Here is a 24255-nt window from a genome sequence, read left to right on the forward strand (position 1 = left end):
GCTGGTGAATTTCATGGAACAACCTGTCGGTCAGCCAGCCTATGTGCTGCACAGCCGCGCCTACAAGGAAACCAGCGCGCTGGTGGACTTCTTCACCCCCCAGGGGCGCGTACGTGCCGTATTGCGCCGCGCGCGGGGCAAGGGTGGCAGCCTGGTGCGCCCCTTTGTGCCACTGGAGCTTGAGCTGCGCGGGCGAGGGGAGCTGAAGAACGTTGGCAGGCTGGAAACGGTCGGCATGGCACCCTGGCTGCACGGGGACGCTGTGTTCAGCGGTTTGTACCTCAATGAGTTGCTGATGCGCCTGCTCCCGGCAGAGGCACCTTCGCCTGGGTTGTTTGATCACTATGCGCAAACCCTGCAAGCTCTTCTGGCCGGCCGTCCGCTCGAGCCGCTGTTGCGGGCCTTTGAATGGCGGCTGCTCGATGAGCTGGGTTACGCCTTCTCGCTGCACATGGATGTCAACGAGCAGCCCATTGCCGCCGAGGGGCGGTACCGCCTGCGCGTGGACGCTGGGCTGGAGCGGGTCGAACTGCCCCAGCCTGGGCTGTTCGGTGGCACCGAGTTGCTGGCCTTGGCCGAGGCAGACTGGGAAACGCCAGGTGCTTTGCTGGCGGCCAAGCGCTTGATGCGCCAGGCCCTGGCCGTTCATCTGGGTGGCAAGCCGCTGGTCAGCCGCGAACTGTTTCGCAAGCGCTGATCACGACGTATGCTGTAGGGCTCAATCCTAGGAGAGCCTTTCGTGACCCACAGCAACCGCATGCTTCTCGGCGTCAACATCGACCATGTGGCCACCCTGCGCCAGGCCCGGGGTACACGTTACCCAGACCCTGTCAAGGCGGCGCTGGATGCTGAAGAGGCGGGTGCCGACGGCATCACCGTGCACCTGCGCGAGGATCGCCGCCACATCCAGGAGCGCGACGTGTTGCTGCTCAAGGATGTATTGCAGACGCGCATGAACTTCGAAATGGGCGTCACCGAGGAGATGATGGCCTTTGCCGAAAAGATCCGCCCGGCGCACATCTGCCTGGTGCCTGAAACCCGTCAGGAACTCACCACCGAGGGTGGGTTGGATGTGGCAGGCCAGGAAGCGCGAATCAAAGCGGCGGTCGAGCGCCTGTCGCGGATCGGCGCAGAGGTGTCGTTGTTCATCGATGCCGACGAGCGCCAGATCGAGGCCTCGCACCGGGTAGGCGCGCCGGCCATCGAGCTGCACACCGGCCGTTATGCCGACGCGCAATCACCTACCGAAGTGGCTGAAGAGCTCAAGCGCATTGTCGATGGCGTGGCGTTTGGCATCGGCCAAGGCTTGATCGTCAATGCCGGCCATGGCCTGCACTACCACAACGTTGAGGCCGTGGCGGCCATCAAGGGCATCAACGAACTGAACATCGGCCACGCGCTGGTCGCCCACGCATTGTTCGTGGGCTTCAAGGCCGCCGTATCAGAAATGAAGGCGTTGATTCTCGCGGCCTCGCGTTGAGCCAACGGCTATTTGCGCGCCACCAGCGTGGCGCGACGCGGGGCAGGCAAGCCCTCGATGGTTTTGCCTGAATCGCTGGGGTCGAGGAAATCACTGAGCGACTGATAGCGCATCCATTCGGTGCTGCGCTGTTCTTCTAGGCTCGTGACACTGACATCCACGCAGCGAACATCACTGAACCCAGCCCGGCGCAGCCAGCGCTCCAGGGCTGGGACCGAGGGCAGGAACCACACGTTGCGCATCTGCGCGTAACGGTCCTCGGGCACCAGCACCTGTTGCACGTCGCCTTCGATCACCAGTGTTTCCAAAACCAGTTCGCCGCCCTTGACCAGGCAGTCCTTGAGCGCCAGCAGGTGCTCGATAGGCGAGCGACGGTGATAGAACACCCCCATCGAAAACACAGTGTCGAAGCCCTCGAGGCTGGCAGGCAGGTCTTCCAGCGCAAAAGGAAGGTGCCAGGCCGGCAGGTTCGGCAAGTACCGTTGTACCGCCTGGAACTGACAGAAGAACAACCAGTTCGGGTCGACCCCGATGACCATGTCGGCGCCAGCGCCCAGCATGCGCCACTGGTAATAGCCATTACCGCAGCCAACGTCCAGTACCCGCTTGCCCTTGAGGTCCAGGTGCGGCGCAACGCGAGCCCATTTCCAGTCCGAGCGCCATTCGGTATCGACGTGCACGCCAAACAGATCGAAGGGGCCTTTGCGCCAGGGCGACAGCCCCATCAATGCCTGGCGCATTTGCACGCGGCTGGCATCATCGCAGTCGCAGTCCAGACGCAGTCCGTTTACCAGGTCGATTTCGCTCGGCTGCAGGGCCGGTAGCGCGTGCAGCGCACCACGCCAGCGGTCCAGGTCGCCATGACCTTTTTCCAGCTTGGCATCGAGTTGCGCCTGCAGGCCTTGCGACCATTCAGCCAGGGGGGTGCCCGCCAGACGGCGCGCCAGAGGGGAAAGATCGATCATGGTAGGGCTATCAACGAGGCAAAGTTAAGGCATTGGAACCAGGGCACCACCGTCGAGAACCCTGCATCGAGCAAGCGCTGGCGGTGGGTTTCCAGGGTGTCAGGCTTCATCACGTTGTCGATGGCGCTGCGCTTCTGGGCAATTTCCAGTTCGCTGTAGCCGTTGGCGCGTTTGAAGTCCAGGTGCAGGTCGTTGAGCAGCGCCTGCGCTGTGGCGTCGGCAAAGCACAGCTTTTCCGAAAGGATCAGGGCACCGCCGGGCAGCAGTGACTGGCGGATGCGGGTCAACAGCGCCAGTCGCTGCGGCGGTGCGATGAACTGCAGGGTGAAGTTCATCGCCACCACCGAGGCCGGTTCGAACGCCAGGTTGAGGATGTCCGCTTCCAGCACCTCGACAGGCAACAATTCCTGGAACATCGAGTCCTGGGCTGCGAGGTATTCGCGGCAGCGCTCGACCATGGCGGCGGAATTGTCCACGGCGATTACGCGGCAACCTTCCCCGCGCACGTGCCGGCGCAAAGCCTGCGTAACCGCACCGAGCGAGGCGCCCAGGTCATACAACGCCGTGCCGGGCATGGCGAAGCGTGCGGCCAGTACGCCCACATTCTCGACAATCGTGGGATAGCCCGGCACGGAGCGCTTGATCATGTCCGGGAACACGCGCACCACGTCCTCGTTGAAAACGAAGTCGGGTACCTGCGCCAACGGTTGGGCGAAAAGACGATCGGGATCTGTGGTCACGGCGGGCTCAAGGCTGGGTGAAACGGGGCGCGCATTTTATCGAATGGCGGGTGATCTTGCCATGCCAGCGTGGCGCCGATTGGCCTGGATCCTGCGTATGTACGGCAGATTCGCCCACGTACATCAACGCAAAGCGTCAGCGCACGACGACATTGCAATCGAAGGTTTGCACTGGCGTCACCTGCCTGGCCCAAGGCTGTTGATAGACCAGCTTCAAGGCGGCCTTGCCGCTTTGATCGGCCTGATAGCGCCACGTCGAGAGGCCTTCGCTGCCGACCACATCCTCCTGATCGGGCGCGCTGTAGACCTCGGGCCCGAGGCTGACGAGCACAGGCGTAGCGGCGGCTTCCACGCGCCAGCGGTAGCCAGTGGAAGGGTTGCTGGGAAGGGTCAGGTTCAACACCTGCCCTTTTTCCAGGTAGATCGGGCACTCACTGTCAGCATCCAGGGTGACAGGCTCGGGCCCGTGCTGGGCGCAGGCGGTTAGCAGAGTCAGCCCCAACGGGGCAAGCAGGCGTGAGGTGGACATAGGGGCTCCACGGGTTGTCGAGTGCCCGAGGATAACCGATTAAGCGGCACGGTAGTCATACCGAGGGAAGGATGAACCAGGGGGCTGCGGCACAGCCCCTGCTCCTGTACTTCAGAAAAGCACTTTGGCGACGTCGGCAAAGCGTTTGGCGAAATGCACCGTCAACCCTTCACGCAGGTAGTCGGGCAGTTCCTCGAAATCGCCGCGATTAGGCTCGGGCAGGATCAACTCGTGGATCTTCTGCCGGCGCGCCGCGATGACCTTTTCACGCACCCCACCAATGGGCAGCACCTGCCCGGTCAAGGTCAGCTCGCCGGTCATGGCCACACCTTTCTTCGGTGCCTGATCCCGTGCCAAGGACAGCAGCGCGCTGGCCATGGTAATGCCGGCACTCGGACCGTCCTTGGGGGTAGCACCCTCGGGTACATGCAGGTGAATGAACGCTTCGTTGAAGAAGGCCGGGTCGCCGCCAAACTGCTTGAGGTTAGAACTGACATAGCTGTACGCGATTTCAGCCGATTCCTTCATGACATCGCCGAGCTTGCCGGTCAGCTTGAAACCGCGGTTGAGCGTGTGAATGCGCGTCGCTTCGATTGGCAGTGTGGCACCGCCCATGCTGGTCCAGGCAAGGCCCGTGATCACACCTTTGCCCGCCAGCACCTGCTCACTGCGGAACACCGGTATGCCCAATGCGCCTTCCAGATCCTTTGGTCCGATTTTGAGCTTGGCAGTGGGGTCTTCAAGCAGCTTCACCACGGCCTTGCGCACCAACTTGCCCAACTGTTTTTCCAGCTGTCGTACGCCGGCTTCCCGGGCATAGCCTTCGATCACCAGGCGCAAGGCGCTGTCGGTGATACTCAGGCTGCTTTTGGCCACACCCGCCTTGGCCAGTTGCTTGGGCCAGAGATGGCGTTTAGCGATGGCCAGTTTTTCTTCGGTGATGTACCCGGAGAGGCGGATGACCTCCATGCGGTCGAGCAGTGGACCGGGGATGGAATCCAAGGTATTGGCGGTGCAGACGAACAGCACCTTGGACAGGTCCAGGCGCAGGTCCAGATAGTGATCGAGGAAGTCGACGTTCTGCTCGGGGTCCAGGGTTTCCAGCAGCGCCGAGGCCGGGTCGCCTTGGTAGCTTTGCCCCATCTTGTCGATTTCGTCGAGCATGATGACCGGGTTCATCACTTCGACATCCTTCAGGGCTTGCACCAGCTTGCCTGGCTGGGCCCCGATGTAGGTGCGGCGATGCCCCTTGATTTCGGCTTCGTCGCGCATGCCGCCCACGCTGAAGCGATAGAATGGGCGGCCCAACGATTCGGCGATGGACTTGCCAACGCTGGTCTTGCCCACCCCTGGCGGGCCCACCAGCAACACGATCGAGCCACTGATCTCGCCTTTCCATGCCCCAACGGCCAGAAACTCGAGGATACGTTCCTTGATATCGTCCAGCCCCGCATGATGCTGGTCGAGCAGCTTGCGGGCGTGCTTGAGGTCGAGCTTGTCGTCCCCGTAGATACCCCAGGGCAGGGCTGTTGCCCACTCCAGGTAGTTTCGGGTCACGGCGTATTCGGGTGAGCCTGTCTCCAGGATCGCCAACTTGCCCATCTCCTCGTCGATGCGCTTGCGTGCCTGGTCCGGCAGGGTCTTGCCTTCGAGCCGTTGTTCGAACTGCTCGAGGTCCGCGCTGCGATCATCCTTGGTCAACCCCAGTTCCTGCTGGATGACCTTCAGTTGCTCCTTGAGGAAGAATTCGCGCTGATGCTCGCCAATCTGCCGGTTCACCTCGGCGGAAATTTCATTTTGCAGGCGAGCGACTTCAACTTCCTTGCGCAGCATGGGCAGCACTTTTTCCATGCGCTTGAGCATGGGCACGCAGTCGAGCACCTCTTGAAGCTGGCTGCCGGTCGCCGAGGTCAACGCGGCGGCGAAGTCGGTCAGCGGGGAGGGGTCGTTGGGGCTGAAGCGGTTGAGGTAATTCTTCAACTCTTCGCTGTACAGCGGGTTGAGGGGCAGCAGCTCCTTGATGGCGTTGATCAGGGCCATGCCATAGGCTTTGACCTCGTCGGTCGGGTCGGCCGGTTGGCGCGGGTAGTCGACTTCAACCAGATAGGGCGGGCGATGGTGCTTGAGCCAGGTCCGAATACGTACCCGCGTCAGGCCCTGGGCCACGAACTGCAACTTGCCGTTTTCCCGGCTGGCATGGTGCACCTTGACCAGGGTGCCGTACTCCGGAAGGGCCTTGGTGTCGAAATGGCGGTGGTCTTCAGGCGGCGTGTCCATGAAGAACAGCGCCAGGCAGTGGTCGGGAGACTTGGCCACCAAGTCCAGCGTCTCGGCCCACGGCTCTTCGTTGACGATGACCGGCAGCACCTGCGCCGGAAAGAACGGGCGGTTGTGAATGGGGATCACATAGACCTTGTCCGGCAGCTGTTGTCCAGGCAGGGCCAAGGCATGGCCGGTTATCGGCTGGCTACTGGTATGTTCGACTTCGTTGGAATCGTCGGCGTGTTCAGGGTAATCCTGCTGGTCGCTCATGGGGCACCTGCGTGAATGACTATGGTGCTTAGATGGGGCAAGGCAGGAAGGGTTTCAAGCCGCTGCCGGGCAGTGGCGTGCGCGCATGAAAAAGCGGAGCCTGCAAGGCTCCGCTTTTGGTGACACCGTGCCGGTTACTCGGCGAGTTTGTAGGCGATGATGTAGTCGCCCATCTTGGTGCCCAGCGAGCCGTGGCCACCGGCCACGATCAGCACGTACTGCTTGCCGTCCTTGCCGGTATAGGTCATTGGCGTGGCCTGGCCGCCTGCTGGCAGGCGGGCTTTCCACAATTCCTTGCCGTTGTTGACGTCATAGGCGCGCAGGTACTGGTCCAGCGTACCGCTCAGGAAGCCTACGCCGCCGGCGGTGACGATCGAGCCGCCCATGCTGGGTACCCCAACCGGCAGGCCGATTGGGACCGGCGTGCTGTCGCGGGTAGTGCCGTTCTTGTGCTTCCAGACCACCTTGTTGGTGAACAGGTCGATGGCGGCCACATAGCCCCAGGCAGGCGCCTGGCACGGCACGCCCAGCGGCGACATGAACGGGTGCATGGTGACGGCATAGGGTGCACCGGTGTTCGGTTGCACGCCGCTGGTCTCGCTCTCGCGCTTGCTACCGTCCGCAACCTGCTCACGGGGGATCATCTTGGAGACGAACGCCATGTAGTTGGGCGATGTGAACAGCAGTTGACGTACCGGGTCGACCGAGACGCTGCCCCAGTTGAACACACCCACGTTGCCTGGGTAGATCAGCGAACCCTGCTCCGATGGCGGGGTGTACTGGCCTTCGTAGCGCAGCTCGCGGAACTGGATGCGGCACAGCATCTGGTCGAACGGCGTGGCGCCCCACATGGCCTGTTCGGTCAGCTCAGGGCCGAGCAGGTTGAGGTCCGAACGGGCCTGGGTCGGCGAGGTGTGATCGCCCTTGACCGCGCCTTGCGGGGTCGGGATTTCACGGATCGGCACGATCGGCGTACCGTCACGACGGTCCAGCACGTACAGGCTGCCCTGTTTGGTCGGCACGATGACCGCAGGCTTGACGCCATCGTCGGTCTTCAGGGAGACCAAGGTAGGCTGGCTGCCCACGTCCATGTCCCACAGGTCATGGTGGGTGAACTGGTAGTTCCAGCGGGCCTTGCCGGTCGCCAGGTCCAGGGCGACCACACCGGCGCTGTATTTCTCGGCGCCTGGCGTGCGGTCAGCACCCCATTGGTCCGGCGTCTGGTTGCCCAGTGGCAGGTAGATCATGCCCAGGTCTTCGTCGACGCTGGCAATCGACCACATGTTGGCCGAGTTGCGGCTGTACATCTTGCCCGGTGCCAGTGGCGCGGTGTCGTCCGGGTTGTTGCTGTCCCAGTTCCACACCAGGCGGCCGTCGTGTACGTCGTATGCGCGGATCACGCCAGACGGCTCGCTGGTCGACTCGTTGTCGGTCACGTGACCGCCAATGATCACCAGGTCGCGCGTGATGGCCACAGGCGATGTGGAGTAGTAGCCACCTGGCGTGAATGGCCCAAGGCCGGTGGTCAGGTCGACACTGCCCTGGTTGGCAAAGCCTTCGCAGACCTTGCCGTTGTCGGCATTGATGGCGATCAGGCGCGCGTCGGCAGTTGGCAGATAAAGACGGCGCGGGCAGGCCTGAGCCACGGCCTTGCCAGCATCGCTGATGGTCGGCGCAGGGCTGCCGTCACGGCTTACGTAGCGGTTTTCGTCATAGTACGAAACGCCACGGCACGTCATGTGGGCGAAACCCTTGAAGGTGCCCACCGGGCTCTTGATCTGCGGGTCATAACGCCAGATTTCAGCACCGGTGTCCGGGTCCAAGGCCAGCACGCGGCTGTGGGCGGTGCAGGCATAGAGCATGCCATTGGCTTTGAGCGGCGTGTTTTCGTTGGTCAGTTCCACCGGGTCGTTGTCACTGGGCAAGTCGCCGGTGCGGATACGCCAGGCCTCTTCAAGGCGGTAGGCGTTTTGCGCGGTGATCTGGCGCAGCGGCGAGTAACGGTCGCCGTGCTCGGTGCGGCCGTAGGCATGCCACTCGCCGTCGGGCATGGCCGGGGCGGTGCTGGCCATTTCGCTGGTGTCGCGACCCAGTTCGCCATACACCTCACCGGGGTGGGTGAACTGACTGGCGACGGCGCAGGCACCCGATGCCACCACGGCAACGGTGAGCAGGGCCGTGTTGGCTTTGCTGGCTGGCCCGATCAACGGTCGGCGCGACCAAGGCAGCAACAGCACTACACCGATGGCGAACCAGATGGCCAGACGCGGTACCAGTTGCCACCAGTCCAGGCCCACTTCGAGCAGTGCCCAGACCGTGCTGCCCAGCAACACGACGGCGTAGACACCCAGGCCGATGCGGCGCTGGGCCAGCAGGAGGGCGCCAGACACGGCAAACCCGATGCCGGCGATCAGGTAATACAGCGACCCGCCCAGCTGACTGAGCTTGATGCCACCGGCCAGCAGTGCCAGCCCCATCAACAACAGCAGGACGCCGATCAGGCGGGGTAGCCAGCGGCTTCCCTTGTTGGCACCTTCAGTGCTCATCGCATGTTCTCCGTTTGATATGTGTTTTTAGAAAGTGCTCTGGATTTTCAAGCCGCCGACCAGGGCGTTGTCGACCTGCGACACGCCGCCGGGGTGGCGGATGTATTGCAGGTTCGGTCGCACCGTGAGCCAGTCGGCCAGGTGAATGCCGTAGTACAGCTCGGCGCTGTATTCGGTGTCCTGTACTGGCAGGAAGCCAGGGTTGTCATAGTCGTAAAGCCCCGCGGCCTGGTTGGCCAGCCGGGCATTCTTGCGATAGGCCGGGTTGACATGCACACGGGCGACTGCAAGGCCGATGTCGTCCTTGGCCCGACTGTCGAACGGCCCTTTGAATACCAGTCCAGCCTGCACATAGTTGTCGATGGCATTGGTTTTCTTGTCATGCATCGTGGCGTTGGCGAATACGCTCAAGCCACGCGAGGCGTCCGATGCCAGCGCAGTCACCTGCTGCTGAGCGCCCAGCCACACGCCGTGCTTGCTTGAGCTGCTGCGGTAGGCGGCACCGCTGATCGCTGCCGACTGCCCGTCGCTGTCCTTGAGTACATCGCTTGCCTTGGCATTACTGTAGTAGTACCCGGCGCGATATTCCCCTTTCATGCCTTTGATACGCGGGCTCCACACCAGTTCGATTGGCATCACCGCGCCTTGAGTGCCGCTGCCGCTGAGCTTGAAGCCGTTGCCCGACTCCAGGTTGGACGGGTTCTGCTCGAACACGCCAACCTGCGCGAAGAGGCTGTCGCTGAGGTTGTAGCGCACGCGCAGGGCCCACTGGCTGACGGGCCAGTTGTACCAGATGCCACCTACCCAGTTGCCCACCTGAGAGCCACAGAAGGCCAGGTTTTGGAAGTCGCAGGGGAAGCTGTTGAAGTCTTCACCTTCGCCAAAGCGGCCAAACTTGACGTCCAGCGCGCCGTCGAAATATTTCTGCTTGACCCACAGCTGCGTCAGGCGCCAGGTCTGACCGCGGCCCCACACTTCCTGCGCCGAGGTGAAGCCACCGACGCGGGGGTCATTGATGCGGTCGTTGCTGATGTTCTGGCCATGGCGCTCGGTGACCGTGAGCTGGAACTCGGCGTCGTGCCAGCCGAAGATCTTTTCCAGATCCATGTGGCTGCCGAAGGTGAACTGGTCACTGTAGCGGGCCGTGCGGTTGTGGTCGTAGCCACCGCGCAGGTTGCTGCCCATTTCGCCTGTGTAGCCCAAGGTGAAGTCATAACCTTGGTCGAGCAAGGCGGTACGGTGCCCGGCCCAATCACCGAACATCCAGGGAGAGTCACTGGCAAACGGCTCGTTGGCGTAGGCTGCGTTGGCCATGGCCGCTAGGGCGAAGCCGAGGTAGCTGGATTTTGGCAGTTGAAGCATGAGGTAGCGCTGTCTTCTGATTGTTGGAAAAACGGCAAGCGCATCGACAGGCAGGCCCTGGCAATGGGTTGACGAAGGGGGTAAATGGGTGAAGCGATTCAGCTTGGGGCGGGGAGGATATAGGGTAAAGCGTGGGAAAAAAAGACAAAATGTCGCAGTGCATTGTTACCCTTTGGGTAACAGTGCACTCAAATGGGGCGCGTGGCGCCCCATGTTACCCGTCGTGGCAGGCGGGCTACCTCAGAAGGTAGTGCGCAGGCCGACTTCCACGCTACGCCCCGGGGCCGGTGCGATATCACGCAGGATCGAGCTGGCATAACGCACCGTCTGATCCGTCAGGTTCTCACCCCGCACGAACGCCAGCCACTGGCTGTGGCCCACGTCGAACCGATAGCCCACGCTGGCGCCCAGGGTGGTATACCCATCGGTGCGGGTTTCATTGGCCGGTTTGCGGTGTTGAGCGGCGGCGTGCTCAACGTCCACTCGCGCCTGCCAGCGGTCGAGCTCCCAGACCAGGCCGCTGTTCAGGCGCAGCGGGGCGATTCGTGGCAGGGGCTCGCCGGAATCGAGGTTCTTGGCCCTGGTGTAGTCACCCGACAATTCGAGCGCAAAGCTGCCATAGCGGTTCTGCGCCAGCTGCCACCGGTCTTGCGCCTCGATGCCGTAGAACCGGGCCCGAACACCTTGGTACTGGTATTCGGGAATGCCGTCGTGGTCATGGTCGTGGTCATGATCTTCGCCTTCATGATCATGATCGTGACCTTCGCGCAGGTTGCCGGTGCCGATCAGGCCGATATAGTTGCGAAAATGGCTGTAGAAAACGCCCACGCTGCCTTTGTGCGTGCCGTTGTCAAAGCGCAGTGCCAGATCGCCCGAAACTGCCTTTTCCTTGTTCAGGCTGGCATCGCCCACTTCATAGGCGCCGGTAGCCACATGTGCGCCGTTGGCATAGAGCTCATAGAAGGTCGGCGCCCGCTCGGTGTAGCCCAGGTTGGCGGCGAGCGACCAGATCGGGTCCAGTTGGTACACGGCACCTGACGACAGGCTGAAGGCGTTGAAGCTGCTGGCGCTGTCGGCGTCTGCGAACTGCGCGTTGCCCTTGCCGTCCGGGTCGACGCGGGTGTGCTCCATCCGTGCCCCGAGGCTCAAATCCAGCCGGTCAGTGGCGTGCCATTGCTCCAGCAGGAACAGTGCAAAGCTGTCGGTATCGGTATGCGGCACGAACGCTTCTTCGCCCAGCGCTGAGAATTCGTTCCGGCTGACCTGCGCTCCCAGCACCCCTTCCACGGGACCCAAGGGTTGGTGGCGGGCCTCGACACGGGCTTCATAGCCCTTGTTCTTGAACGTGGTATGAACTTCGCCTTCTTCGATCTCACGATGTTGGTAATCGGTATACCCGGCATCGAGCTTCACCGAGCTGAACGGGCCGTCCAGGTCGCGAAACTGCGAGGCGAAGGCATAGTGGTCCTGCTCCATGTCCAGCCGAACGCCGGGCTCAGCCACCGAACCGTAGTTGGTGTCATAACGGCTGTAGGACAGGCCAGCATAACCGTGGTCCCAGTGGTAGGCACCGCCCAGTGCGCCGCCGTCCTGGCGGCCGTCGCTGTTTTCCAGGCGATGCTTGCTGCCGGGTGCATCGGCATCGCGGACCTGGGCGCTGCGTGCAAAGCCTGGGATGCGCAAATCATTGTACTGACGGGCGTTGGCATCCACGTGCAGGGCGAAGGCACCGTTGCCGGCCTCCAGCTTGCCGGCACTGCTGCGTGTGGTGTCGGCGCCACCGTAGCGCAGCTCGCCGGCGCCCTGGATGCCGTCGATAGGGGTATCGGGAATGCGGTTGTCGAACGTGTTCACCACGCCGCCAATGGCGTTGCCGCCATAGAGCAGGGCAGCGGGGCCCCGGACGATTTCGATGCGTTCGACAGTGACGGGGTCAAGGGGCACGGCGTGGTCGTAGGACAACGACGAGGCATCCAGCGCGCCGACGCCATTGCGCAGCAGGCGGATGCGATCCCCGTCCAGGCCTCGAATGATTGGGCGGCTCGCCCCTGGCCCGAACCAGGTGGAGGCCACACCTGGCTGTCGGTTCAGGGTTTCCCCCAGGCTGCTGTGCTGTTGTTGCAGCAGGTCAGTGCCTTCCAGCACCGTGCTGGGGCTGGCCAACTGGGCGCTGCCCAGCGGGTTGGCAGTGATGACCTGAGGCGAGAGTTCAACCCCCTGGCTGTTTGAGGTAACCATGCAAAGTGCTAGTGCGAGGGGAGAAAGGCGAAGCGGTGAGTGCACCATGAGCGGTAGCGGTCCTTGGCAGAGATGTTTATTGTTACAATATAACATCTCTATTTCATCATAGCCTTGCCGCACGCCGCCAGCCTTATTTGTCCCGTGCAGGGTGCGCGACGATGCCTGCACTGGTGTAAGGTGCGCATCTTTGTACCGGAGCCTTGGCATGAGCACTGCCCAACACAACGCGCTGCACGGCAAGACCCTCGAGCAGATCCTGACCGAGCTGGTCGCCCACTATCAATGGCAGGGGCTGGCCGAACGCATCGATGTGCGCTGCTTCAAGAGCAACCCGACGGTCAAGTCGAGCCTTACCTTCCTGCGCAAGACCCCGTGGGCCCGCGAGAAGGTCGAGCAGCTGTACATCAAGCTGCAGCGCCAGGCCTGACATGCAGCGTCACCCGTGGTTGAGCACCATGGCCATGCTGGGCTGGCTAGGCCTGAGCGTGCAGGTATACCTGGTGCTCTGGGGGCGATGGCAGGAGCAGGCGAGCCTGATAGGTGGACTGATCAACGTGTTCGGCTACTTCACGGTGCTGACCAATACGCTGGTGGCCACTGTCCTGAGCTATGCCGCATTTGGCCGGGAAGGGGCGAGCAGGCGCTTTTTCCTGTCTCCTGTGGTCAGCTCGGCGGTGGCGGCGAGCATCGTGCTGGTGGCGCTGGCGTATAGCCTGTTGTTGCGCCATCTGTGGCAGCCCGAGGGTTGGCAATGGCTGGCAGACGAGCTGTTGCATGACGTCATGCCAGCGCTTTACGCCTTGTACTGGTGGTTCGAGGTGCCCAAGGGCCGATTGCGGCTGCACCACCTGGGGCTATGGGCGTTCTATCCTGCCGCCTATTTCGCCTATGCGTTGTGGCGTGGCAGTGAGATTGGCGTCTACGCCTATCCCTTCATCGATGTTGCCACCCTGGGGTATGCCCAGGTGATGATCAATGCGCTGGGTGTGCTGGCAGGGTTCTGGGCAATCGCCGGGGTGCTGCTCATGCTTGACAGGTGGAGAGCGGGATGAGGCAGGGCGTGCCGTCAATCAGGCAAATCAGGCAGCCATCAAGTCTGCGCAGCAGCCCAGGGAATTTAGCGCCGCGACGGGCATTGCCAGGGCCGCCGCGGCCCCGTTGGCCTTGATTGACTGGCCTTGGCCACAGCCTTTCAGTCGTCGCTTGCTGAACCTTCGGCGCGCCAGTAGGCGGCAGCCTTGAGAGCGTCCTGCGCCACACCTTTGCTGATCAGCAATGTCTTGACCTGACGCGTCAGGTTCTTCTCCAGCGCTACCCAGGCGTACAAGGTCCCCTCGGGTAATGGCAAGGCCTCGACCGTGGCCACCAGGTCGTCCCGACCTCGTACGGACCAGATCACGTCCACCTGAGCTTGGCTGGGCAAGGGCTGACGCTCCTGCTCATCGTGAACCTGGATGACGGCCACCACCCGTCGTCCCGTAGGCAGGGCTTCAAGACGGCGGCCAATGGCCGGCAAGGCAGTTTCGTCACCGATCAGCAGGTAGGCCTCGAAGATGTCCGGTACCACCATCGAGGCACGTGGCCCGGCGATATCCAGGGTTTGCCCCGGCGCCGCCTGCGCCGCCCAGGTCGAAGCGGGGCCATCGCCGTGCAGCACGAAGTCGATGTCCAGTTCGTTGGCTTGCAGGTCGATGCGCCGGGGGGTGTACTCACGCATGGTGGGCCGCTCGCCCCCTTCCCGATTGAGCGTGCGGGCATCAATGGCGTGCTGCTGCTCGGCAGTCTCGGCAAACAGCAGCTTGATATGGTCATCCGTGCCCAGGCTGGTGAAGCCCTGTAGCTCGGGGCCGCCCAGTGTCACGCGGCGCATGCGCGGGGTCAGGTCGGTCACACGCAGCACGTTCAGGCGGCGCTGGCGAATCTCGTGGTTGACGCGGTGGATGGCTTCACTCATCAGCGCTCTCCTGGTCAGGGGCATGGGGGCCGCCAGCGATGGCTTTGGCGGTCACGTTAAGCAAGTCGCGGACGCGCTCGATTTCCTCAGGTGTCCAGCGGCCATGGTGCATGTGCAAGGCGTGGCGCAGATTGCCCACGGCCTCGTGAATCTCAGCGGGGCGGTCGTGACCCCGCAGGGCATGCTTGCTGACTTCGATACGCACGCGTAACCCGTCCAGTGCCACGGCCTGCTCGGTCAAGGCGCTGCGGCCCGTGTCGGTGATGGTGTACAGCCGCTTGCTGCCTTGAGGCTGACCCTGGATGAGTTCGGCCTCCTCCAGGAAGTTGAGCGTGGGATAGATCACCCCTGGGCTCGGCGTATAGCTGCCATCGAAGCGTTTTTCGATTTGCCTGATCAGGTCGTAGCCGTGTCCTGGCTGTTCGCCCAAGAGTGAGAGCAGCAGCAGTTTCAGATCGCCTGGGGCGAACACCCGAGGGCCGCGTTCGCCGCGGCCGGGTTTGCGTTCGAAGTTTTCGGAATCGCGCATGCTGGAAAGTGCCTGTTCAAGATATATCTCAAGATAGTACTCAAGATGTATCTTCGGCAAACCACAAATGCTGATGATTCTTATCTACCCGTTCGATACATCCTCAGGTGAACGGGCAACTACGCTTGCCTGCTGCGGGGGGATGCATTCGTTAGGGTTGCCCGGCTGCAAGTAGGGCATGAGGATCGGCGCCATGCCCTTGAGCACCTGCACCGGCAGCGCAGAGGTGAACTTGAAGGCTTCCGCCGAGCGTCCGGGCACGAAGGCGGTCAAGGTGCCGAAGTGGTTATCGCCCAGGAAGAACACGAACGTCGCGGTGCGGTTAAGCGACCGTGAGCCTATCAGGCGGCCCCCGGCGCCGAAGCTCTCGATGCGGTTGTCGCCCGTTCCGGTCTTGCCGCCCATGACCAGAGGCGTGCCGTCCTTGAGCATGAAGCTGCCGGAAATGCGCCGCGCGGTACCTGCGTCCACCACTTGCGACATGGCGCCCTTGAGCGCGCGCGCTACCTCGACCGGCAGTATCCGCACACCCCGATCCGGGTCGCTGATCAGTTTGGTCTCGTACGGCGTGTCCGCTGCAAAGTGCAGGGTATCGATGCGCAGTGTCGGCAGCCGTACACCGTCGTTCTGAATGATGCCCACCAGTTCGGAAAGCGCGGCAGGCCGGTCACCGGAGCTGCCAATAGCGGTCGCCAGCGACGGGACCAGGTGATCGAAGGGATAGCCCACCCGCTTCCAGCGCTGATGAATGTCGAGAAACGCCTCGATTTCCACCATGGTCCGGATGCGGCTGTCCCGTGCGCCCTGGTGACGGCTCTTGAACAGCCAGCTGTAGACCTCCTGGCGTTCGAAGCGGCTGGCGTTGATCATTTCGCTCAAGGTCGATGCAGGGTGCTTGAGCAGATAGCCCAGCAGCCACAGGTCCAGCGGGTGGACCTTGGCGATGAAGCCCTGGTCAGGCAGGTTATACCGCCCCGGGCCGTAGGCATCGTACATCTGTACCAGACGGTCGTCGGTCAGTTTGCTCTGGGCGAGCTTGCTGTCTTTGCTATGGGCCCGCACGAAGGCGTTGAACGTGGCCTGGCCAGCCTCAGGGAACAGGTAGCGGTGCACGGCCGCCAGGCGCTGGGGTGTCACGCGCATGCCGTCCAGGAAGGTGTCCAGGCGTTGCTGCGAGGTCTTGCGCTGGTACTTGCGCCAGAAACGCATCAGGTAGCTGGTCCCTTCCTTGTCGGCGAACTTTGCCAGGTACTCCTGCCGGCGCGGGTCAGCATCATCCTTGAGCAGCGGCACCCTGTTCAAGGGCTGCTGATAGGTGACGTAGCGCACCACGTCGCGCATCAGGCGGATGAACGGCAGGTTGATCGATTCGCGCAGGGCGTCCTTGAGGGTAGGGTTGCGGCCGTTGTCTTCCTTGCGAAAGTTATTGAACACGTGCATGCCGCCGCCGGTGAAGAAGGATTCGCCAGTGCTGGCCGAATACTTGCGCTCAAGGGCGGCGTCGAGCATCGCGTCCAGGCTCTGGTTTCTGCTGTTTTGCATCAGCCAGTCCAGTGACCAGCGGCTGATGACGTCCAGGTCGGCGACCTCGACTTTCTTCAGCTCGGCCGCAGGCTTGCCGGCGTACTTGTCATGCAGCTCGGCGACGATTTCCAGGTAGGTGGTCAGCACCCGAAGCTTGGCGGTCGAACCCAGTTCCAGCTTGCTGCCTTCGTTGATGTCGAAGGGCTGGTCGGTGCTGTCCGTCTGGACCCGCACGCGTGAGCCATCGGCAGTGCGTTCGAACAGGGTGAAACTGTAGCTGACCTGGTCGGTGGTTTTGGCAGTCAGCAAACGCTCGCCAATCAGGCCGATCTGCGCGGCGAAGGCCGGGTCGGCCAGATGCTTGAGGTACTCGCTGACTTGCAGCTGCAGGTCAGCCTGCAAGGTGCTGGTGGCGGAAAGGTCCAGACGGTCGAGGTCGTACAGCGGGCGGTTGAGCATGGCCGAAAGACGGTTGCGGGCCAGGCTGATGCCCTTGTTGGTGACGATAGGCACGATGGTCGGCTGCGCGACCCAGTCACGGTAGACGGCCTTGCTGGCCAACGCGGCATCGGCCAGCGCCTGAGGGATGATCTGGTTCGCTGCCAGCACACGAACGTGGGCGTCGGTCAGCTCGGCAAGTTCCACGCGCCCCTTGGAGAGGTAGTGCGATGGCCGGCGCTGGGCAATCATCAACGACAGCACCTGACGCAGCGCAAGGCCGCGGGCCGCCAGGCTCTGCGCATCCGTGGCGGTGTCATTGAGCGCGCGGTTGACGTGCTCGAAGTCTGCTCCATACCACACGCGCAGGCCTTCGGCCATGCCGTGGACTTCACCATGACCCGGCACGGCGGACAGCGGCACGCTGTTGAGGTAATCACGCACGATGCGCTGGCGCGCCTCGGTGGTGTCCGGCCCGCCCTGATAGGCGCGCACGCTGGCAGAAATCATCTGCCTGATCTTCTCGGCGCCCGACACGGTCAACCCGTCGGGTGAATGGCGGTACTTCTCCAGCTGGGTGGCCAGGGTACTGCCGCCGGCGGATTGGCCAGGCAGGGCCAGGTAGCGCGCGATCTGGCTGTAGGCAGCCTTGGCGAAACGCGGCCAGTCCACTGCCGGGTTGTTGCGCGGATCACGGGTGTCGAGCAGGTCGCGGTTCTCGATGAACAGCAGGCTGTTGACCACGACCGAGGGAATCGAGGCGAAGTCCGGGTACAGGTACTGGGGATACTGATACTGGTAGAGCATGTCGCCCCGGCAATCGGTAATCGCCAGACCTGCCTGGACCTTTTCGATATAGGGCGCGAACAGCCCATGATCGACGTAATTGACCAGCGCCGGCGAGAATCGCACTTGTTGGCTGATCAGGTAATCGCGCTTGAGCAGGCGCGGCAGGAACTCGCCGAGCGAGCTATAGCCCAGGCGCTTATCGAACGGTCCCTCGCCTGGGTACACGATCGCATCGCTGGGACCGGGCTGCAGCGAGTAGGTCAGGGTGCTCGCCAGCTTGCTGAACTCGCGCGATTGCAGCTCGGACGTGCGGAACTCTTCATAGGCCGCGAAGCCGACAGCGCCAGCGCCCACCAGCAGAATCAGGATGATCAGACGCCACCATAGCCGGCGCTGACGAGGGGACTTGGGTTCTGGCGTCTCGGCAGGCGTTTGTTCGGGTGCTTGCTTGGTGTTTGGTTCCGTTTGCCACAGTGCGCCCATAATCGTCTATCCAGCCAGGTATTTTCGTCTTGCTTGCCTGAAGCTTAGACGTTGCGCCGGGTATGTGAAAATTTTGTGGAAACTGCGGAATAAAGCGGGTGCGCGGCAGGGCCGCGCTCAAGCATTCAGGCGGCTACCTCGCTGTTGGGCTCAAAGCTGTCCGCTCGGGCCAGTTGCCACATGCGCGAATAGAATTGCCCATCGACCTCACCGGTCAGTAGCTCGCCCGGCTTGAGGAACACATGCATTTGCGAGAACAGCTTGATCTCGGTGGCTGAAATGCGCCGCACCAAGTGCTTGGCTTCGAGCTGCGACGGGTGTTCCAGCCCAGCTGCAGCCAGCATCTCGGCCAAGGCACGCAGGGTGTTGCGATGGAAGTTCAGCACCCGTTCGGCCTTGTCCGGCACCACCAGGGCACGTTGGCGCAGCGGATCCTGCGTGGCCACACCCGTCGGGCACTTGTTGGTGTGGCAGCTCTGGGACTGGATGCAGCCGATGGCGAACATGAACCCCCGCGCGGCGTTGGCCCAGTCCGCACCGATGGCCAGGACGCTGGCGATATCGAAGGCGCTGACGATCTTGCCGCTGGCTCCGAGCTTGATCTTGTCGCGCAGGTTCAAGCCCACCAAGGTGTTGTGCACGAACAACAGGCCTTCGCGCAGCGGCACCCCGATATGGTCGGTGAACTCCACGGGGGCGGCCCCGGTGCCGCCTTCCTTGCCATCGATCACGATGAAGTCAGGCAGGATGCCGGTTTGCAGCATGGCCTTGGCGATGCCCATGAACTCCCACGGGTGACCCAGGCAGAGTTTGAACCCCACGGGTTTGCCGCCCGACAGTTCACGCAGTTGGGCGATGAACTGCATCATTTCGATTGGCGTGGAAAACGCGCTGTGCCGCGATGGCGAGATGCAGTCCTCGCCCAGCGGGACGCCGCGGGTTTCGGCAATTTCCTGGGTGACCTTGTGTTTGGGCAGTATGCCGCCATGCCCAGGCTTGGCGCCCTGGCTCATCTTGACCTCGATCATGCGCACCTGCGGGCTGCGTGCCTGCGCGGCAAATGCCTGCGGGTCGAAACGTCCGTCCGAGGTGCGGCACCCGAAATACCCGCTGCCCAGTTCCCATACCAAATCACCGCCGTGCTCGCGATGGTAGGGGCTGATGCTGCCCTCACCGGTGTCGTGGTGAAAGTTGCCCAGTTTCGCGCCTTGGTTCAATGCGCGAATGGCGTTGGCGCTGAGCGAGCCAAAACTCATGGCGGAAATGTTGAAGATCGAAGCTGAATACGGCTGGCTGCACTGCGGGCCGCCGATGGTGATGCGAAAGCTTGCCGGGTCAGCCAACGGCGCCGGGCGCATGGAGTGGCCGATGAACTCGAAGCCGGACGCGTAGACGTCGATCAGGGTGCCGAACGGTTTGTCCGAGACCTGGTTCTTGGCCCTGGAGTAGACCAGCGAGCGTTGGGCACGGGAGAAGGGCAGGGCGTCGCTGTCTGCTTCGAGCAGATACTGGCGGATTTCCGGGCGAATGGTTTCCACCAGGTAGCGGATGTTGCCCAGGATCGGGTAGTTGCGACGCACGGCGTGGCGTTTCTGCAACAGGTCGAACAGGCCTATCAGGCTGAGCAGGCCGGTTGTCAGGGTGAAGGGCCACAGCCATTGGTGGTGGATCAATGGCAGGGTTGCCAGGGTAAACACGATGCAGATGGCGAACACCGCATAACGGCTGAGAAGTGACAGGCTCATACAGGGTCCTTGCGATGGCTCGGTCAGGCTCACGGCCTGGGTTGAGCCCCGACCATAGCCAACTTGTCCGTCCCTGCAAAGGCCGTGTCGCGCAGCAGCAACTGCCGCCACTGCGTCTGCTGCGCCGCGCAAGCCTCGACCAGGTAGTCGTAACGCTTGCCCACCCGCGCAGCCACCGGCACGCCGTCGCGGTAGAGCAGCCGGTTGCCGCTGGTGGCAGGTACCTTGGCCCCCGGCAGCAACGTGCCGATCAGGTTCAGCGGATCACTGGCGCTGACCACCACCAGTGTGCCGTCCGCCGCTTGCCGGCGAACCTGGCGCAGCATTGCCACGGCTTCGGGCAAGGCGAACTGTTCGCCGGACAATCCGGCAATGAAGCGCCCGCCCCGTATTTCCCCACGCGCCTCCAGGCGATGGTAGCAGCGCAGCAGATCACGCCAGGGCGGCAGCACATCGCTCTCACGCGCCAGCAGGCGCCAGCACATCACCCCGTAGCGCTGCAGCAGCAGGCGAGCAAGGTGTTCGATGCGCTGATCCTGATCCAGCTCGGCTTCGCTGCGCGCCAGCAGGGCCCAGCGCCCTGCATGGGCCATGCTGCTGGACAAGGGCAGGTGACCGAAGCGAGGCCGACGCGTGGTGCGCCGAGCGGCCGGGGTGATCAGGCTGCGCAGCCCGGTGAAGCTGTCGGCATTGGCCAGGCCTGCACCGACCAGCGCCTGCAGGGCCGTTTCCAGTTCGCTGGGGAGCAGGCGGGCCTCTTGGGCCAATTCGTCGAAGAACAGTGCACCCCGGGTTTTCAGGGCGTCATGCACCCGCTGGGCGCGTGGTCCCAAGGTGTCGAGACTCGGGGGTGGGGCCAGGCTTCGCCACAGCTGCAGGTGTTCGCGAGGCAGCAACACCACAGGCGTGCTGGCCACCGTGCTGGCTGACACGGTGCTTGCCAACCGGCTCCAGGCGAACTGCCCGCTGCGGCAAGCCTCGTCGAGCCAGCTGGGGCTGTAATCGCGTACGCGCGCCGGCAGCACGTCGGCTTCCCACGCCCCGGCCGCACTTGGAAATCCCTGCAGCTGGGCCAGCACAGCAGGCAGCGCCTGCGGCCCTTGCAACCGTTGCCCCGGATCAAGGTGTTGCCAGTGAAACAGGAAACGCATGAAGTCCTGCAGGCTGACGGGCTCGATCTCCCGGCGCAGGCGTTTGACGGTATAGCGGTGAATACGCGCCAGCAGGTGGCGTTCGCACCACTGTGTGGCTACTGCATCCGGGCTGAAATGGCCCCGTAGCACATGGCCTTGGGCCTCGAGCCGGGCCAAGGCCTGTTCCACCTCAGCGATGGGCTTGCCCAGCGGCCCCGCAAGCTGGGCGACGGTGACAGGCCCATGGCCGCTCAGCCGGGCACGCAGCAATTCGGGCAGCGCCAGGCCGTGGTCCACGGGTTGATCGAAGCCAGGCAGCGGTTCGACGGCAGGCACCAGAGGGCAATCGGGGTAGACGGCTTGCAACAGCGTCAGGCGCTCACGGGCCAGCCACAACGCCTGCTCAGGCAGGTAGACGGCCCGGCCCCGCTTGGCCAGCTGGTCAAGCAGCGTACGCCAGCGTGAGCCTGCCTGGGCTTCTGTCTGGCTGATGGCGCCCAGGCTCATCAGCGCTTCATGCATTTCATCAGCGTTGACCGGCTGCGGCCAAGCCTCGGCTGCCACCGCCGCGATCGCATCCGCATCCAGTGCACCCAGCTCATCGCCTGACTGCACATCCGCCCAGCGGCGATTAAGGACCGCCTGGGTACGACGCTCTTCAATCGGGGCATCATCCAGAAAGGTGTAAGGCCTGGCGTTGAGAATGGCTGAGGCCAGCGGCGAGGGCGCCGGCAGGTCGCATGCCAGCAGGCGCACGGCACCGCTTTCCATGCGCCGCAGCAACACCAGCCAGCCCTTGCTATCCATGGCGTCGTGCAGGCAGTCGTCGAGGGTCTGACGAACCAGTGGGTGGTCCGGCACCTGCCGTTCACCGGGCAGATTCTCAAGGCAGGCGATCTGATCGGGGAATACCGAGGCGATCAGGTCCTCGCTTTTCATGCGCTGGATCTGCGGCGCAACTTTGCGACCACCGGCAAAACGCGGCAAGGCCATCGCCACACCCGCGTTCCAGCGCCAGCGCACACCGAACAGCGGGGCGTCGAGCACGGCCTGGATCAGCACCTGCTCGGCGCTGCGGCTGTCGAGGTAGCGCCACACTTCGTCGAGGGGGAAGCTGTGGCTGGTTGACAGCGACAGCACGATGGCATCTTCACTGGCTGCCGCTTGCAGCTCGACATTGAAGGTACGGCAGAACCGCTTGCGCAGGGCCAGCCCCCAAGCGCGGTTGATGCGGCTGCCGAACGGCGAGTGAATGATCAGCTGCGTGCCGCCTGACTCGTCGAAGAAGCGCTCCATCACCAGGGTGTCCTGGGAGGGCAGGGCGCCCAGTACCTGCCGCGTACGGGCCAGGTAGTCGAGCAACTGTTCGGCACAGCTGGCGTCCAGTTCGAAGGTGGCTTGCAGCCAGGCCAGCACGTGCGGCAGCGAGCCACCGGCGTGTTGCAGGCGGTCATCGATCTGCCCTTGCAGCCTGGCCACGGCAGCGCTGAGCTCGCGGCTGCGCCCAGGGGCTTCGCCTAGCCAGAACGGGATCGTGGGGGGCTGGCCGTGTGCGTCTTCGACCCGGACTCGCCCGGCCTCCACGCGCAGGATGCGATAGGACGCATTGCCCAGCTGGAAGATGTCGCCAGCCATGCTCTCCACGGCGAAGTCTTCGTTGACGCTGCCGATGTTCAGCGCCTGGGGGTCGAGCATGACGGCGTAGTCGGCATTGTCGGGAATCGTCCCGCCACTGGTCAAAGCGGTGAGCTGGCTGCCACGGCGCCCTCGCACCATGCCGCTGACCGCATCGCGGTGCAGGTACGCGCCGCGCACGCCCTGACGGCCGTTGTAGCCTTCGGCAAGCATGCCGAGCAAGGCGTCGTAATGTTCGTACGCCAACGTGTCGAACGGCATGGCCTGGCGCAGGCAGTCGAACAGCGCTCGCTCGTGCCAGGTCTGGTTGCTGGCCTCGGCGACGATCTGCTGGGCCAGTACATCCAGCGGCGCCTGCGGTACCTGTACTTCATCCAGCTCGCCGCGGCGCACGCAATCGAGCAGCGCCACGCACTCGATCAGGTCGTCTCGCGATGTCGCGAACAACCGTCCTTTGGGCACCCCGTCCACCTGATGCCCAGCACGCCCCACGCGCTGCAGGAACGCTGCGATCGAGCCGGGTGAAGCGACCTGGCACACCAGGTCGATGTCGCCGATGTCGATGCCAAGTTCCAGCGAGGCCGTGGCAACTAGCACCTGCAGCTCGCCGGCCTTCAGGCGCTGCTCGGCACTCAGGCGCCTCTCCTTGGACAGGCTGCCATGGTGAGCGGCCACCGCCGCCGCGCCCAGCCGATCGCTCAGGTGACGGGTGATACGCTCAGCCAGCCGCCGGGTGTTGACGAACACCAGGGTGGTGCGATGCGCACGGGCCAGTTCGGCCAAACGATCGTAGACCAGCCCCCAGGCATCCTGGTCGAGCACCGCCCCCAGTGGCACGGGTGGGATTTCGATGGCCAGGTCACGTTGACGCGCGTGCCCCACATCGACGATGGCGCAGGCCCGCCCGCTGCCCACCAGAAACTGCGCCACGCGTTCGACCGGACGCTGGGTGGCAGACAGGCCGATGCGTCGCAGCGGACGGTCGCACAACGCTTGCAGGCGTTCGAGGGTCAGCGCCAGGTGGCAACCGCGCTTGTTGCCGGCCAGGGCATGGATCTCATCGACAATGACGGTGTGCACCGTGCGCAGGCCTTCACGTCCAGAGGCCGAACCCATCAGCACGTACAGGGACTCCGGGGTCGTGACTAGAATGTGCGGCGCCTGCTTGCGCATGGCGATACGTTCTTTCTGGGGCGTATCACCGGTGCGCACCGCCGTGGTGATGGTGGGGGCTGCGTGCCCTTGCGCTTGGAGCGCGCGCTGGATGCCCTCCAGCGGTACTTGCAGGTTCAAACGGATGTCGTTGGACAGGGCTTTCAAGGGCGATACATAGACGATTTGCGTGGTGGCGTGCAATGTGCCGCCCTGCTCCAGCCCCTGGCGAAACAGCGCGTCGAGCACTGCCAGGAATGCACTGAGCGTCTTGCCTGAGCCGGTCGGCGCTGCCAGCAGCACGGATTGTCCCGCCTGGATGAGCGGCCAGGCCTGGGCCTGGGCATCGGTCACCGACGGATAATGGCCTGAGAACCAGGCCGCAACGCCTGGATGGAACAGCTCAAGTACTGGATGGTTCGCGGCAGGAAGCGTCATGAGAAGGTTATGAAGGGTACAGGCCAGGTTGGCAAGTGAC

Annotated in this window: 16 protein-coding genes; 4 read left to right on the forward strand and 12 right to left on the reverse strand. The window is 63.4% G+C overall.

Annotated features, from left to right (window positions below; translation table 11 throughout):
- Positions 1-13: 13 nt before the first annotated feature.
- Complete coding sequence (recO, locus tag MOP87_RS04155; RefSeq protein WP_088523555.1) at positions 14-697, forward strand: DNA repair protein RecO; 684 nt, start codon at positions 14-16, stop codon at positions 695-697.
- A 42-nt stretch (positions 698-739) separates the two neighbouring features.
- Entirely contained in the window at positions 740-1480 is a 741-nt protein-coding gene (gene pdxJ / locus MOP87_RS04160) for a pyridoxine 5'-phosphate synthase (protein ID WP_023535236.1), read from the forward strand.
- Positions 1481-1488: 8 nt separating this feature from the next.
- Here the strand turns inward: pdxJ and cmoB are convergent, their stop codons facing one another.
- From cmoB to MOP87_RS04195, 7 genes are all read right to left on the reverse strand, one after another.
- Positions 1489-2445, reverse strand: coding sequence for a tRNA 5-methoxyuridine(34)/uridine 5-oxyacetic acid(34) synthase CmoB (cmoB, locus tag MOP87_RS04165; protein WP_027915378.1), 957 nt, complete (start codon positions 2443-2445; stop codon positions 1489-1491).
- Entirely contained in the window at positions 2442-3185 is a 744-nt protein-coding gene (cmoA, locus tag MOP87_RS04170) for a carboxy-S-adenosyl-L-methionine synthase CmoA (RefSeq protein ID WP_027915377.1), read from the reverse strand. Before cmoA ends, cmoB begins: the two co-directional genes overlap by 4 nt.
- Positions 3186-3321: 136 nt before the next feature.
- The gene (locus MOP87_RS04175; protein ID WP_059183281.1) at positions 3322-3714 is read right to left on the reverse strand and encodes a protease inhibitor I42 family protein; all 393 of its coding nucleotides are present in this window, start codon (positions 3712-3714) and stop codon (positions 3322-3324) included.
- A gap of 111 nt (positions 3715-3825) precedes the next feature.
- Entirely contained in the window at positions 3826-6246 is a 2421-nt protein-coding gene (gene lon, locus MOP87_RS04180) for an endopeptidase La (RefSeq protein ID WP_027915375.1), read from the reverse strand.
- 134 nt (positions 6247-6380) lie between these two features.
- Positions 6381-8792, reverse strand: a complete 2412-nt coding sequence (locus tag MOP87_RS04185) for a glucose/quinate/shikimate family membrane-bound PQQ-dependent dehydrogenase (RefSeq protein WP_028687583.1) — start codon at positions 8790-8792, stop codon at positions 6381-6383.
- Positions 8793-8819: 27 nt separating this feature from the next.
- Positions 8820-10154: a carbohydrate porin gene (locus MOP87_RS04190; RefSeq protein WP_049696471.1), complete on the reverse strand. Its 1335-nt coding sequence runs from the start codon at positions 10152-10154 to the stop codon at positions 8820-8822.
- A 240-nt stretch (positions 10155-10394) separates the two neighbouring features.
- A complete protein-coding gene (locus MOP87_RS04195; RefSeq protein ID WP_027915372.1) occupies positions 10395-12440 on the reverse strand; it encodes a TonB-dependent receptor in 2046 nt (681 codons plus the stop codon).
- Positions 12441-12600: 160 nt separating this feature from the next.
- On the opposite strand from MOP87_RS04195, the gene MOP87_RS04200 reads away from it, so the two are divergent.
- Together MOP87_RS04200 and MOP87_RS04205 are read left to right on the forward strand one after the other, a co-directional pair.
- A complete protein-coding gene (locus MOP87_RS04200; RefSeq protein ID WP_027915371.1) occupies positions 12601-12822 on the forward strand; it encodes a VF530 family protein in 222 nt (73 codons plus the stop codon).
- A gap of 1 nt (position 12823) precedes the next feature.
- Entirely contained in the window at positions 12824-13447 is a 624-nt protein-coding gene (locus MOP87_RS04205; RefSeq protein ID WP_027915370.1) for a Pr6Pr family membrane protein, read from the forward strand.
- Between the two features lie 140 nt (positions 13448-13587).
- Here MOP87_RS04205 and MOP87_RS04210 read toward each other — a convergent pair whose 3' ends face one another.
- The 5 genes from MOP87_RS04210 to MOP87_RS04230 all read right to left on the reverse strand — a co-directional run bounded on the left by MOP87_RS04210 (position 13588) and on the right by MOP87_RS04230 (position 24215).
- A complete protein-coding gene (locus MOP87_RS04210; protein ID WP_242810155.1) occupies positions 13588-14349 on the reverse strand; it encodes a siderophore-interacting protein in 762 nt (253 codons plus the stop codon).
- The gene (locus MOP87_RS04215; RefSeq protein WP_027915368.1) at positions 14342-14878 is read right to left on the reverse strand and encodes a PadR family transcriptional regulator; all 537 of its coding nucleotides are present in this window, start codon (positions 14876-14878) and stop codon (positions 14342-14344) included. The genes MOP87_RS04210 and MOP87_RS04215 overlap by 8 nt, the downstream gene beginning before the upstream one ends.
- A gap of 84 nt (positions 14879-14962) precedes the next feature.
- A complete protein-coding gene (locus MOP87_RS04220; RefSeq protein WP_027915367.1) occupies positions 14963-18112 on the reverse strand; it encodes a transglycosylase domain-containing protein in 3150 nt (1049 codons plus the stop codon).
- A gap of 125 nt (positions 18113-18237) precedes the next feature.
- Positions 18238-19857: an FMN-binding glutamate synthase family protein gene (locus tag MOP87_RS04225; RefSeq protein WP_027915366.1), complete on the reverse strand. Its 1620-nt coding sequence runs from the start codon at positions 19855-19857 to the stop codon at positions 18238-18240.
- Between the two features lie 29 nt (positions 19858-19886).
- Complete coding sequence (locus MOP87_RS04230; protein ID WP_242810156.1) at positions 19887-24215, reverse strand: DEAD/DEAH box helicase; 4329 nt, start codon at positions 24213-24215, stop codon at positions 19887-19889.
- Between the last annotated feature and the right edge of the window lie 40 nt (positions 24216-24255).

Source organism: Pseudomonas sp. I3-I5, assembly GCF_022699445.1.
GTDB classification, from domain to species: domain Bacteria; phylum Pseudomonadota; class Gammaproteobacteria; order Pseudomonadales; family Pseudomonadaceae; genus Aquipseudomonas; species Aquipseudomonas fulva.